The sequence below is a fragment of the Devosia riboflavina genome, assembly GCF_000743575.1.
Classification (GTDB): domain Bacteria; phylum Pseudomonadota; class Alphaproteobacteria; order Rhizobiales; family Devosiaceae; genus Devosia; species Devosia riboflavina.
Map to the genome: position 1 here is coordinate 1 of NZ_JQGC01000018.1, position 13193 is coordinate 13193.

The 13193-nt window shown below is 58.7% G+C and carries 11 protein-coding genes and 1 pseudogene; 7 read left to right on the plus strand and 5 right to left on the minus strand.

Annotated elements, in window-relative coordinates; all coding sequences use genetic code 11:
- Nucleotides 1-745 (minus strand): hypothetical protein (locus JP75_RS17830; protein WP_035085673.1); only part of this gene is annotated, 745 nt, incomplete at its 3' end.
- A gap of 1636 nt (nucleotides 746-2381) precedes the next feature.
- On the opposite strand from JP75_RS17830, the gene JP75_RS27400 reads away from it, so the two are divergent.
- The 3 genes from JP75_RS27400 (at nucleotide 2382) to JP75_RS17840 (ending at nucleotide 4590) form a co-directional block, all read left to right on the plus strand.
- On the plus strand, nucleotides 2382-2798 hold the full coding sequence (locus JP75_RS27400) for an SH3 domain-containing protein (protein WP_084587774.1): 417 nt from the start codon (nucleotides 2382-2384) through the stop codon (nucleotides 2796-2798).
- Nucleotides 2799-2894: 96 nt separating this feature from the next.
- Nucleotides 2895-3674, plus strand: a complete 780-nt coding sequence (locus JP75_RS17835; protein WP_035085674.1) for a sulfite exporter TauE/SafE family protein — start codon at nucleotides 2895-2897, stop codon at nucleotides 3672-3674.
- A 7-nt stretch (nucleotides 3675-3681) separates the two neighbouring features.
- Nucleotides 3682-4590 (plus strand): phosphotransferase family protein, encoded by a 909-nt coding sequence (locus JP75_RS17840; RefSeq protein ID WP_035085675.1) that lies wholly within the window; start codon nucleotides 3682-3684, stop codon nucleotides 4588-4590.
- Nucleotides 4591-5027: 437 nt separating this feature from the next.
- On the opposite strand, the pseudogene JP75_RS17845 reads toward JP75_RS17840, so the two are convergent.
- Together JP75_RS17845 and JP75_RS17850 are read right to left on the minus strand one after the other, a co-directional pair.
- Nucleotides 5028-5327 (minus strand): annotated as a pseudogene (locus JP75_RS17845) (transposase); the annotation flags it as partial.
- Nucleotides 5328-5560: 233 nt separating this feature from the next.
- Entirely contained in the window at nucleotides 5561-6307 is a 747-nt protein-coding gene (locus JP75_RS17850; RefSeq protein WP_035085676.1) for an SDR family oxidoreductase, read from the minus strand.
- 93 nt (nucleotides 6308-6400) lie between these two features.
- On the opposite strand from JP75_RS17850, the gene JP75_RS17855 reads away from it, so the two are divergent.
- Nucleotides 6401-7309 (plus strand): AraC family transcriptional regulator, encoded by a 909-nt coding sequence (locus tag JP75_RS17855; protein ID WP_035085678.1) that lies wholly within the window; start codon nucleotides 6401-6403, stop codon nucleotides 7307-7309.
- Between the two features lie 179 nt (nucleotides 7310-7488).
- On the opposite strand, the gene JP75_RS17860 is transcribed toward JP75_RS17855, so the two are convergent.
- Nucleotides 7489-7692, minus strand: coding sequence for a hypothetical protein (locus tag JP75_RS17860; protein WP_035085680.1), 204 nt, complete (start codon nucleotides 7690-7692; stop codon nucleotides 7489-7491).
- Between the two features lie 411 nt (nucleotides 7693-8103).
- On the opposite strand from JP75_RS17860, the gene JP75_RS17865 reads away from it, so the two are divergent.
- Complete coding sequence (locus JP75_RS17865; protein WP_084587775.1) at nucleotides 8104-9255, plus strand: Gfo/Idh/MocA family protein; 1152 nt, start codon at nucleotides 8104-8106, stop codon at nucleotides 9253-9255.
- Here JP75_RS17865 and JP75_RS17870 read toward each other — a convergent pair.
- Complete coding sequence (locus JP75_RS17870) at nucleotides 9245-10171, minus strand: LysR family transcriptional regulator (RefSeq protein ID WP_035085683.1); 927 nt, start codon at nucleotides 10169-10171, stop codon at nucleotides 9245-9247. The two genes, JP75_RS17865 and JP75_RS17870, sit on opposite strands and share 11 nt — an antisense overlap.
- 134 nt (nucleotides 10172-10305) lie before the next feature.
- Between JP75_RS17870 and JP75_RS17875 the strand changes: the two genes are divergently transcribed.
- Nucleotides 10306-11592 (plus strand): ABC transporter substrate-binding protein, encoded by a 1287-nt coding sequence (locus JP75_RS17875; RefSeq protein WP_035085685.1) that lies wholly within the window; start codon nucleotides 10306-10308, stop codon nucleotides 11590-11592.
- Between the two features lie 381 nt (nucleotides 11593-11973).
- Nucleotides 11974-13098 carry a Gfo/Idh/MocA family protein gene (locus tag JP75_RS17880; RefSeq protein ID WP_051960881.1) on the plus strand — a complete coding sequence of 375 codons (1125 nt, stop codon included), beginning with the start codon at nucleotides 11974-11976 and terminating at the stop codon, nucleotides 13096-13098.
- Nucleotides 13099-13193: the final 95 nt, after the last annotated feature.

Below are 13193 nucleotides of genomic sequence, written 5' to 3' on the forward strand. Positions count from 1 at the left end.
AAAGCTCAACCCTGAATCTGTGCCATGGGCGCTGACGGGGAACAATGGGAAGAATTGCAATAATGTCGGGCCGAAATCCCTGCCCGATCGCGACCATCGCTCCTGCAGAGGTCGCCAGCGCGGCAATTCCAGGTAGCCTAAATTGCTTGAAAACTGCAGCAGCAATAAGTGCCAATGCGGCTACAATAAATGGCGCCTTGGAGAAGTCGCGCAGGTGCGGTACTTGGGTCGAAACACTTGTATGAAGAGTGAAGGCAACCGCAGCTGCCGTAGCAATAACGGAGGATCTACAGAAGACACGGAAAAGTAAGTAAGCACTAACCGCTAGAATTGCCGTCAGCAACCCCGCGATGGGAGCTAAATTCGTCCAGGCAATTCCTAAAAAGCGCCAAAGTAGGCCGGAGAGGGCGAGCAGAAATATCGCACCACCGTCAAATCCGTTCCATAGTTTTGTAGGCGTCTCTGCGAGTTTAGCGCAGTCCGTGAATGTAGCGCGAGGTGATAAGAAAAAATCCTGAGCCGCTTGATTGAATTCAAATGAACTAAATTCACCGGTACACGCATAGTGAAGTGGCAAATAGAAATATTGTTGATAAAATTGCGCTGTATCAATATATCTATTAAATATGAACGCGCCAAGAAAATATGATGAAATCGCAATTGCAGAAATTATGGCAATTTCCATCATATTGCTGTGTTTACTAATTAATATTATTTGTACAAAATTTTTGACATTGTTGAGCATCTAATTTTTGGCCCATTGATGATAGTAATTCATTGTCTGGCGCTCCTTTGCTGTGCTTGCAATTCCATTATACATATTTCTGAATTAATTCGGTTCTGTGTGGTTGAATTTTAGTTCTCTATTTACTGGCGGTTGTTTGTAGTGGGTGCTGGTTTCATCGGTATCTTCACGCAATGCGAAGGATGGCAATCCACACGCAGCGCTAAGAGTCCCAAGCAACCCATCTGTGAGACCCCTTACAACGAATCCACAAGTCAACGTACTGAGCAAAGTCAACAAGCGAGAACTCACGCGGCCCTGTGCCATATGCCGTAACTCAACTATGGGTGCCGGTATTAGAAGGGCATTTGCTATCAACCCTGCTGTGCTCGCGCTGGCCGCAAAGTCGGCAATGTCGTTATGCAGATGTTGGGGGGCTCTCTGTCATTTGGATTGCCGCTGTTGTGAAGTTAGGGGCTGTCCGGATAAGGATGAAGCTAAGAAGGTCCTGAGGGCGCCAGTGTACATTTGAGGGTGCTCGACTGTAGAGGCGTCATGGCGGAAGTGAATTAGATTTGCGACCGAGGCTCCAGCGCGGTTTGTACCGGTTGCGGGCACTTCATTCACTGCCTTGGCATAGGTACCCGCCTTACCGCAAAGCGCCATGACTGCAATTGGCCATCGCCTGCGGCCAAATTGCGAGCAATGGCACGAAAGATTAGCCCAGCGACGCATTTAACGATCCTTCTCTTACTACGTAGGCGATTGTTGGAAGCAGCAGCGCTATTGGCGGCATCAAGACGGTTGCGCGATGAATGGTTTCCAGTGCACACGGCAATATCAGCCTCATGCTTATGTAGGCCGTGGCAATAAAAAGATACTGCTCGCTTCGGGGGCGGAGAGGGGCAGTACGTGCGTGGCCAAGAGGGCAGAAAACGGGATGTCTCGTACTGAGTAGGTCATGAGCCCATCTACCCTGTGATACGGTTCTAAAGCAACGCGACTAGGAAGTTCAGCTTATCCCGACAGCACTCCGGAACGACGATGCTGGGGGCGATTGGCGCCCTACATTCTGTGTGGTCGAATATTCCCAGGCCTCCCGAGCCTTCTGTATTGTATCCCCGTTTGCTAGGTGGTTGGGATAATGTTCGATAACGCCTCTTCCCTATCGCACAACGGCCTCTACGCCGGGGGATGTGCGATAATGCCTCTTCCCTATCGCACTACGGTCCCTATGCCGGGGGGCGATAATAGCTCTTCCATCGCACAACGGCCCCTTCGCCGGGGAATGTGTGATAATGCTTGAAGCCGAGATCGACCCGATGGCTTGGCGTTCCGATGTCTTGAATTCGGCGCAAGGTTGGTCCGGGTCGACTGAGCGTTGGTTCCGGATTTGCACTCCAGCGGGGCAGGGACGCCCTGGCAGATGGCTACGCCCAGTCTTTGACCGGCAGACGAGGCACGCGCACAAACGCGCTGAGATTGTTCGTCACCAGTATCAAGCCTTTCGACCGGGCGGGACCGGAAATCATTTGGTCGCAGGGGCCCATAGGCGTCCCGGCCCTCGCCAATTCTGCTCGCAATTGGCCGATAGGCGGCCATTCGTCATCCGTTAAGGCGCTTTGATCCAAACTGGAGGCTTTGGGGGTGCGGACCAATGGCCAGAAAGAAGCAAAAATCAAACGCCGCAGGTTGGCTGGCCCTCGGGCTCGTGGCATTTGGCATTTATCATTTCGGCATCGTCGGAAACGACAGAAGCGGCCGGATTACCGGTGCACAGCCAGCGTCATCGTCAATCAATACGTCTCCGTCATCCTCGGTATCTGAGCCGTTGACCAAACCCCGGTTTGTGAATGTTGCTTCGCTCAATGTCCGTCACACACCGAACCCGTCGGGCCCACTCATCACGGCCCTCCCTCTCGGTACGTCGTTGAAGGTCCTGGACCGGGATGGTGGATGGCTCTTGATCGACTTGGGGCCAACACTTGAGGGCTGGGTTGCGGAGCGTCTAACAACAACGCAAGCACCGAAGCCGGCCTATCTGCCACCAGCTCGCCTCTCAGGATTGCACTAGGCTATCGGGGGGCATTAGGTCACGACCGAAAGGAGCTTTGCACCACCCGCATCGTATCTGTTCTCTTTCACTCCGCTTCAATGCCAGCAATCGGGCATGCTGCACGAAATGTTCACCCAGCCTATCCTCCTCGACGTTCCGTTCTCCGACCTTGCAATCGTATGCCTCGCGGCCGTCGTCGCAGGACTGGCGAGAGGCTTTTCTGGATTTGGCGGCGCCCTGATCTTCGTCCCTTTGGCGAGCTCGATCGCAGGGCCCAAGGTGGCCTCCGCGCTGTTGCTGGTCATTGATGGGTTGATGACGATCGGCATGGTGCCAAATGCCTGGCGGCACGCGAACAGGCGCGAGGTCTTTACGGTAGTAGCCGGCGCCCTCGTCGGCGTACCGGCAGGAACAGCGCTTCTTGCTTTGGCTCCCTCATTGACGGTACGCTGGATCATCAGCGCAATTGTGCTGCTGCTCCTCCTCTTCCTGATCTCGGGAAAGCGATACGCGGGACCTCCGAAAACACATCTCGGCGTGGGTGTCGGTGGTGTCGCCGGATTGTTTGGCGGAGCAGCGCAAATGTCGGGGCCACCGGTGGTCGCCTACTGGCTTGGCGGCGCTATGCCCGCTTCGGTGGTACGCGCGAACCTTGTACTCTATTTCGCCATTTCCACCGTGATCTCGACGGTGTCATACCTCTTCGCCGGCCTCTTGACGGTTCAGGTTATCACCCTCGCACTGGTCGCAGGTCCTTCGTACGGGCTTGGCGTGCTGGCTGGATCTCGGTTCTTCGGACTCGCCAGCGAACAGACGTTCCGCTGGATCTGCTTTGGTCTGATCGCGTGCGCTGCCCTGATTAGCCTCCCGCTGTTCGACGCATTGCGGACATGAGGCTATCATGACCCAGTCTTTTCCCGCAGGCTTCGAGGATGCCCTTAAATACGCGGTGTCGAATGCGGTCGGCGGGCATCTGCGGCATTGGAAGCCCTTGAGCAAGGGGGCGGAACATTGGGTGGTCACGGCTGAAACCACCAAAGGCGATCGGCTCGTTGTTAAGCTCGCAACGCAGTTGGCTGCGGTACCGTCATTTACTGATGCAAAGGCTAAACACGACCTCATTCGGCGTCTGACGGCGATTCCTATGTCAGAGATGCTCGCTGCGGACGACAGCATGAGCAATGTACCGCTCCGCTACAGCGTTCAGACCGAACTGCGCGGCGAGGAATGGTTCTCTCGACGGTGGCGGCTGAATGAAGCCGAGAGACGGCAGGCACTCGGTCATCTGGGAGAAATCGTCGGCCGCTTGCACGCGCCAACGCGAGAAAAGTTCGGGCCATTTACAAACCCGGAGGCAACGGCAGCCCTGGGCGCTCTAGAAAGTCACGCCAGCAGGATCATTCAGCGTGATGACCTGCGCGACCAGTTTATCGAACTGCTTCACCGTCACGGCCATCTTTGGGACAACGTCATTAACCCGGGGATTACCCATGACGACCTGCATGGCTTCAACATCCTTTTCGATCCAGATCAGCCTACCGTCGTCTCCGCCATCCTGGATTTTGACAAGGCATGGAGCGGGCCAACGGAAAGCGATTTTGCACGCATGGAGTTGTGGGACGGCATGACGGATCCGAGCTTCGTTGCGTCGTATAGGGGACTTGAGCCGGAACTTCCCGGTTACATGGACCGTCGCCCATACTACCAGCTCCTGTGGTGCCTCGAATTCGGGCAAACGACAGCCGAGCATCTCAAAACGACTAACCAGCTGGCAGAGCGGGTCGGCTTCCCGCGGATCGACCAGTTCTAACCGACTCTGCCGACCGCTAGAGTGTCTTGGGCCCTTGCGCGAGTGGCAGCCGGGTGCCTCTAGATTCCGTCATTGACGTGTCAGCGACTTCACCGACTGGCAGCTTCGCTATCGCGGTTTGTGTCAAGGGCCGAACGTCGTCGTCTGCCGCTGAGAGGTGGCAAGCCAGACCTGGAAGAACGCCGACGAACGGCACGCGTTAGAAATCAGCCGTTGCTGCTTGGCATGAGGTCGTGCCGCACGGGGCTCGCGCTTCTCATCGGGGTCGGCGCTTTGGCTGCCCCATGATGGGGTAAGAAAGGCGGAGTGGACCAATCTTTTGGGCGCCCTTACCGAGTGGGCAGGGCTGCTGCCAGTACGATCTCACGCCACCTTCGTCCCCGTGAGAACCTCTTTCCTGCCGAGGCAGAACCGCTAATGCTCCTGTAGATCGGCAATCAGGCGGCCGCGGCGGCGGGTTCACTACCCCAGCGAAAGTCGGTCCCGTCGGTCCACATCCGGTGCAGGATTACCGCCAGGCGGCGGGCCACGGCGACAGTGGCACGGCGCAAGCCTCTGCGCTGCGCCACCCGCATGCCCCAGGCCTTCAACCACGACCACTTACCGCTCTGCTTGAGCAGGACCTGTGCTGCCTCGTACAGCATCGTGCGAAGCATGGTGTCGCCGGACTTCGAGATTCCGCCATCATAGTCGATCCCACCCAACCGGTGACGACGAGGCGTCATCCCGAGATGGGCAAGGGGCTGCAGCCTTCCGATCTCAGATCGCGCCACAGCCGCCGCGATACACCATCTTTTGGGATGTCGCCAAAAGCCACCTGAACGGCAGGAATGGGGCGCGATTCCGTCGTGCAAGGTGCAGGCTATACGGCGAGGGAGCCATCCGGATGGTCGGCTAAACTTCCCATCCGTCTGCCTAACAGTTCAAGTCCCTGGCGCGGTCTGTAGCGACCGCGCCAGGGACGCTTCTTCTAGTCTTCCAAGGCAAGCGCGTCAGCACCGGCAGGGATACGCATCGGCGCGGACGGATCGGTCGCCGCTCGCCAGATGGCATCAACGACATCCGACGACAGCGTCTTGGGCGCACCCGGCGTGCGCATGGCTGAGACAACGCTATTGGCGAAATCCGAATAGGCTTCGGGGAAGCCGCCATTGGCGGTCAGCAAGGCCATCGCGTTGCTACCGAAGCTTGTATCGGGGGCCGCGCCAGGGAGGACGATTTTTACCGCAATCCCCAATGGGGCCAGTTCGAGTGCGAGGGATTCCGTGAAGGCGTTCACTGCAGCCTTGCTGGCTGTATAGACTGACAGCAGGGGCAGCGGCTTCATGGTCACGCTCGACGTTACGTTGATGATGAGCCCCGCCTTGCGCTCGCGGAACTGCGGCAGGACAGCACGGACCATGCGCATGGTGCCGATGGTATTGGTCTCGAAGATCGACCGGGCAACGTCGATCGGCGTTCCCTCAAGCGCATTGAGCCAACCGATGCCGGCATTGTTGACCAATACGTCGATTGGACCGGCGGCCCCGACGGCGTCATGAACGCTTTCGTCATTGGTGACGTCGAGGGGCAGCAGGACCAGGTTATCGGATGCCGGCAAAAGCTCTGGCTTGGGTGACCGCATGGTGGCCACGACCTTCCAGCCTTGCTCGAGGAAGTGCCTAGCGGTGTCGAGACCAAAGCCGGAGGAGCAGCCGGTGATGAGAACGGTTTTCATGGAATGTCCTTTGCGTGGATAAGACGCTTATGTGGACCGCCAAGATCGGACCTTCTATAATGCAAGATCCTGTTTGCGTTAGAGATCGTCCGAATGATCGACCCGCTGGCCGAAATCGTATCCATGCTGCAGCCAAGTTTGCCCTTCTCCAAGATGGCGAGTGGGTCCGGCCATTGGCGAGTTGACGGCGCCGGAGATGGCAGTCCGTTCTTCGCGGTCATTCTCGAAGGGGTGGCCAGGCTGTCCATTAATGGCCAGCCCGATATCCGCCTGGAAACGGATGACTTCGTCCTCATCCCCGCGGCCTATACCTTCACCATGTCCAGCGATGACGCGCCGGACTATGGCGAAGATCCGTTGCGGGTCACGAAGCTCGGGGAAGAAACGCGTCACGGTGATCCATCAGGGCAGGCCAATATGCGTGTCCTGATCGGTCGCCTGGCTTTTGGAACGCCTGACACAACGCTGGTTTTCGCGCTGCTGCCTTGCCTGTTGCTTATCCGTGGTCAAGCGCGGCTCACTAACCTTGTTCGGATGATCCGCGAGGAGGCGAAGGCGGAGCGGGCCGCCAAAGGCATCGTGCTCGAGCGCCTCCTCCAATTGCTTCTGATAGAAGCGCTGCGTTCCGATGCCGCCGGCCTTGAAACCCCGGGGCTGCTGCGTGGCTTGGCGGACAGGCAACTTGGTCCCGTCATCCGCCTTATCCATGAGGCGCCTTCAAGGATATGGACCGTGGACGAGTTGGCGAAGGCCGCGACCATGTCCCGGTCCGTGTTCTTCGATCGGTTTCAGAAGCAGACAGGCATGGCCCCGATGGAGTATCTGCTTTCGTGGCGCATGGCTCTGGCCAAGGATATGCTGCGGCGCCGTGACGGCGGCATCAAGGAAATCGCGAGACGCGTCGGGTACGGATCGGCCAGCGCGTTCAGCGTGGCCTTCTCCAAATTTACCGGCTTGCCACCCAGTCAATATGGTCGAGCTGAACAAACAACCGGAGTGTGACGTCCGTCATCGGCGGGCCAAAGCTCAAGAGCGCATCCGGTGTTCCCAAGGACGTCACCTGCTGTTGACGCACCATGCCCGCCTTAGAAATTCGCGAAAGCTCACCAAACGACCTAAGTGGGTCGTGGCTGGCCGTCGACGGACACACTTGTGGGTGGGATGTGTGGACTAAAATTCGCTCACGTCGGCTGCTCTTGGCGGCCGCCGCCAACCTTGTTCCCCTTGTCGTCGATGTTGTCGTCCTGCTGCTCACCATCACTGGTTTCTTCGGGCGCAGGCTTCTGCTGGTCGTTCGGGTTGGGTGGCATCTTGCCTACGGGCGGGACGGGTGTCGTGTCTGCGTCGCTGCCGGACTCTACGTCTTTTGGCGTTTTGTTAGTCATTGCGGGCCTCCTTCAAAGAAGCCCAGCGGCTGGCAATGGAAATGGTTCCCTATATTACATGCGGACAGCTCTTTTGAGAAGTTCCGGCTTCTGCCTGTCGGCTGCAGCCCTACTGTCCGCTCTAGAAAGCGCGTCAGCTCGCCGCCCGGTAGGAATGGGGCGCAGGGCGACCTGATGCTTTCTCCGCACCTGGCAAAGTCTGACTAGACACTCGGTTCATAGTTAAAAGCGGTGTATGTGCCACGTTCCTAAAGTCTGGAATAGGGCGCACAGTTGCTTCGCCCCGCCTGCTTCTGTCGCGCGGGAACGCGCCGCAAGAAACGATTACCTCCATCTATCGCCACGTTCCTAAAACTCATTAGAGGGCTTTGTTCGCTCGTGCTTGATGGTGGGGAGCGGTAGGAGGCGGCTATGGATGAACGAGTTCGAGCGGGAATTATCGGGGATACCGGGCATCTGGATGGGGCTGGCGAATATGTGGCTTTCGAGAATAGTCACGACTTGCATCTGCCGTTTCAACATCTTCCGGGCGTAGAGGTGGTTGCGGTCGCTGACGCCACTGAGTTTGGTAGAGCCATGGGTTTGGCACAGGCTGGGGCCCTGCGCGCCTATTCGAGCTTTGCGGAGATGCTGAAGTCCGAGAACCTCAATGTCGTCGCGATCTGCTCCCGCCATGCAGAACTGCATGAAGCGCAAATCATGGCAGCGATTGAGGCCGGTTGCCATGTGCTGGTGGACAAGCCCTTTACGCCGGATGTCGCCACTGCCGATCGGCTCATCGCGGCCGCGGAACGCAGTGGTGTGCAGATCGCAGTGGCCCACCAGAGCCGCTACCTTGAACCGTTCGCTACCGCGTTGCGCCTCGTCGCCGAAGGCGAGATCGGAACGCTTCTGTCAATGCACGGCCGCGTCAAGGAAGATCGACGTGGCGGCATGGAGGACGTCATGTGTTGTGGCGTCCACATCACCGACTTGATGCGCATGTTCGCCGGAGATCCGGCCTGGGTGTTCGGTTCGATCACCGTCGACGGACGGCCCATCGCACCGGACGATGCTTATGTGGCTGAGGATCGCAACGGGCTGGTAGCGGGAGATAGCGTCACAGCAGTGTATGGTTTCAGCAACGGCGTGATGGGCCATCTCGTCACGCAGCGCGATCTGCACAGATGGAGTGAACGTTGGGGGCTGACACTGCATGGCACGGCGGGCGTGCTCTCGCTACGAATGTTCAACGACTTCGCTAATCCTTCGCGGCTGCGCATCAGCAAGGCCCGAGTGGCGCCTGAAGAGGCAGGGCCCTTCGAGGATATCGCGGTGCCGTCGGAGCCAGTCGTGCCCGGCTCGGCCTCAATCGCCTCAAACTATCCGCCGCTACGGGGCAATCGGCTGGCGGCATGGGACTTGCTTACGGCCGCCAAGGCAGGGCATGCGCCCAAAGCCAGCGGGAAAGACGGTCGCTGGAGTATCGAAATGGCCCACGGTATCTACCTGTCTCATTTCAGCGGCCGGCGCATTCCGTTCCCCCTGGTGGACCGCGAGCATCCTCTCGGCCCTAAGGCGTAAGCGGCAGGTTCTTCAGGATCGTCGAGAATTGCGCGGTAATCGCGTCCACTTCCTCGTCGGCCCTTGTGATGATGCCGTATTGGATCCGTTCGGAGTGAATCTCAAGTGGCAGTCCCACGATGCGGCCGCTCCCGACTTCTGGCGCAACGATGTCGTTGGCCAAGACCGACACCATGCCGTTCTGGCGCACCAGTTCTATGGTGGCGTAGACCGACGTTGTTTCGACGATATTGCCGGGGTGGCGGCCGATGCCGTCGAAATAGCGTTCCATGGCCAGACGAAGCGGGCTCGTTATGGGCTGCAGCACCCAGGGTGTATCCAGCATGCGTTCGATGTCCCCTCCAGCGAAGGCGAGCGGGTTGTCCGGGCTGACGAAAACGGTCAGCGCCTCGCTGGCCAGCGGGTGGAAATTGGTCGCATAAGACGTCGTCTCCGAGCGCTGGCCGATGACCAGATTGATGCGGTGCTGCAGAAGAGCGACGACCAACTGGTCGCTGGTGCCGGTCATCAGGCGGATGGTGAGCATCGGCCGGGCGGCTTTCATTGCTGCTATCGCGGTGGGAACGACGCTGCGGGCGGCACTCATGATCGAGCCCACCTGCAACACGCCCTGGCCGCCCTCGCGCAGAACCCGCGCATCGTCCAGAAAGCGGATAGCTTCGTCGATGGCGCGATGGGAATACTCGACCGCCAGGTTACCCGCTTCGGTTGGTCGCATGCCACGGGGCAGGCGCTCGAACAGGTTCGAACCGATGATGTCTTCGACTTCCTGCAGCATCTTGGTGGCCGCGGGCTGGGTCATAACCAACTGCCTCGCCGCAGCGTTGAGGTTGTGCGTACGGCCCAGAACCGAGATGAGTTGCAATTGGCGGAAGCGTAGCCGAGCCATGGCAAGGTGGTAGCGCGTGTCGAACATCGATAACCTAAGGTAATCGTTTGGTAGGAGAATCTCATTAGACGCGCATGCTCATGCTGTCTAGCATCCTGTCAACCTCAGGAACTGCACAACAAAAAAACGGCAGATCAACTGAGGCTTTCATGGAGGAAAGCGTGACACTTCGTCTTGGACGACGCCAATTTGTGCTGGGCGCTGCGACCCTGGCCACCGCTACTGCCCTGAGCCGGCCCGTCTTGGCGCAGCAGATCGAGCTGCGAATGTTTTGGTGGGGCACAGAGCGGCGCAGCAAGATGCAGCAGGATATCAATACCCTGTTCGAACAGGGCCATCCCGATATTGCCGTGATCGGCGAATCCGCCCCGTTCGGCGACTACTGGCCGCGCCTCGCAACCCAAGTTGCTGGCGGCAACGCTCCCGACGTCATCAACATGGACTACCGCTACCTCGCTGAGTATGGCGGTCGTGATGTGCTGCTGCCACTCGACGAGTTCGTCGGCAATGGTCTCGATATCGCTGACTTCGGCATCGGCCTTGGTGGCGGCAAGATGGGTGATACGCTCTACGCCATTCCCACGGGCGTTAATTCGAGTGCATTGATGCTCAATGCTGCTGTCTACGAGGAGGCGGGCATAGAGGCGCCGCATCCCGGTATGACCTGGCAGCAGTTTGGCGACAATGCTCAAGCGCTGACAGAGAAAACCACGCGCGATGGGATGTATGGCGCTAGCGACGGTAGTGGGCGTGAGCCTGTGCTTGAAGTCTGGCTGCGGCAGCGTGGCAAGGCGCTTTATAGTGCGGATGGCGCGCTCGGCTACGCAGCGGCCGACATCGTCGACTGGTTTGCCTACTGGCAGGATCTGCGCGAGCGCCGCGCCATCCCTCCGGCCGATGTGGTGGCGCTCGACCTCGACACCTTCGAGACCGGGCTGGTCAATACCGGACAGGCTGCATTGAATTACGCCTTCTCCAGCAATCTGGCCGGTTTCCAGTCGCTCAACCAAGAGCCATTGACGCTCGTGCCGTTGCCAGTTTTGGAGACCGATCCGAAGCCGGGACAATACCTCAAGCCGTCCATGCTGTTTTCGATTGGCGCCGGTTCGGACAAGGTGGCACAGAGTGTCGAATACCTGAACTTCCTGCTGACGACCCCCGAGGCTACGGCGATTATGGGGCTGGAGCGCGGTGTACCGGTTTCGGCCAAGGTTCGCGACGCGATTGCCCCCCAGCTCAATGACCTCGATCGCGCCATGCTGGACTACATCTCGAGCCTGGACGGTACCGTGCTGGGCGAACTGCCGCCCCTGCCGCCAAAGGGCGCTGGCGAGGCCGAGAAGGTTCTGCTCCGACTCGGTCAGGAAGTGGGTTTCGGCATGTCAACGCCCGAAGCGGCTGCGGAACAATTGGTAAACGAAGTCACTGACCTGCTCAGTCGCGCCTGAACCAGCAACACTCAAACACCCTGCAGACCGGCGTCCGAAAGGATGCCGGTCTTTTTGCTTTGGCTAACCCAAGTTCTTATAACCATAGGTTATTGCTTCTTCGAAGTTTCTCATTGGACAGGAATATCTGCAAATCCTAGTTTGACCTCAACAACCCGGTCTGCACCGAAGAAAATACAGCGATGCCGGGTACTTAAGAGGATATCGAACACTGCTTGTGGCCGGCACCAGTGCTGGCTGTGGCGACCAGAGATCGGCCGACACTGTCGTGCCGAGCGGAAGGGGCGCGTCTTCCCACGCACCAGGTCCCCCTCCCTGCCACGGACGGGTGAATCGCCCTTGGCCGGACCTGGCCCTTCTGTCCCTATAAGGAGAGCGGACTTGACGACGCAGAAAATCTACCGTGCCGGCGCCATCGGGCACACTGGCCGGGGCGACTATGGCCATGAAATGCATCTGGCCTATCAGCATCTGCCGATGACGGAAATGATCGCCATTGCCGATCCGGACGAAGCCGGACGCAACAAGGCTGTCGTGGATTCAGGGGCGCAGCGCGGCTATTCCGACTATCGCGAAATGCTTGCGGTCGAGAAGCTCGACATTGTTAGTGTCTCGCCGCGCGAGGCTGCCCAGCATGCCGAGATGTGTATCGCGGCCGCCCAGGCTGGCAGCAACATCTATTGCGACAAGCCGCTCGCTACTGACCTTGAAGAAGCTGATGCAATCATTGAGGCCTGCGACAACGCCGGTGTGAAGATCGCCGTTGCCCACCAGAGCCGGTACATCGAGCCGTTCCTCACCGCCAAGCGTATGCTCGACAACGGCGACATCGGCACATTGCTCAGTATGCATGCGCGCGGGAAGGAAGACCATCGCGGCGGCGGCGAGGATGCCGTGGTGCTGGGTGTGCATATGACGGACCTGATGCGCTGGTTCGCTGGCGAGCCGCAATGGGTGGTCGGACGAGTCACGCAGGACGGCCGCGAAATCACCAAGGCCGATGCCTGGCAGCCCAAGGAACTAAACGGCCTCGTGGCAGGCGACTCCGTCTTGGGTCTTTATGGCTTCGACAACGGTGTGGTTGGGCACTTCGTCAGCGTCCGCAACCAGCATGTCCGCGGAGATCGCTGGGGTTTTGTGCTTGTAGGCACCAAGGGAACGATCGCCATGCGGTTCTTCATGGATTTTGAATCCGCCAGCCGCATCAGCGTGACTTATTCCAACGTGGTGCCCGAAGAGGGCGGGGAATGGAAATTGCTCGACGTTCCGCCCGAACCGATCGTGCCTGGTTCGCCTGCATTGCCAACTGGCCACCCACCCACCCGCGGCAACCGGTTGGCTATCGCTGATCTGGTAAAGTCGATCGAGGAGAATCGGGAGCCGCTTTGCAATGGGCGCGATGCGCGCAAGGCGCTGGAGATGATCCTGGCGATCTACACGTCTCAGTTTTCAGGTCAGCGCGTTGGCTTTCCGCTGACCGATCGTCGTCATCCCCTCAAGGCATAATGCACGGCGCCGGCCCGGTCGGCGCCCCTTCCTCTGGGAGACCTAAATAATGAACATGATGTAATCGTGGGAGCAGTGGCCACCAACGATGTGGC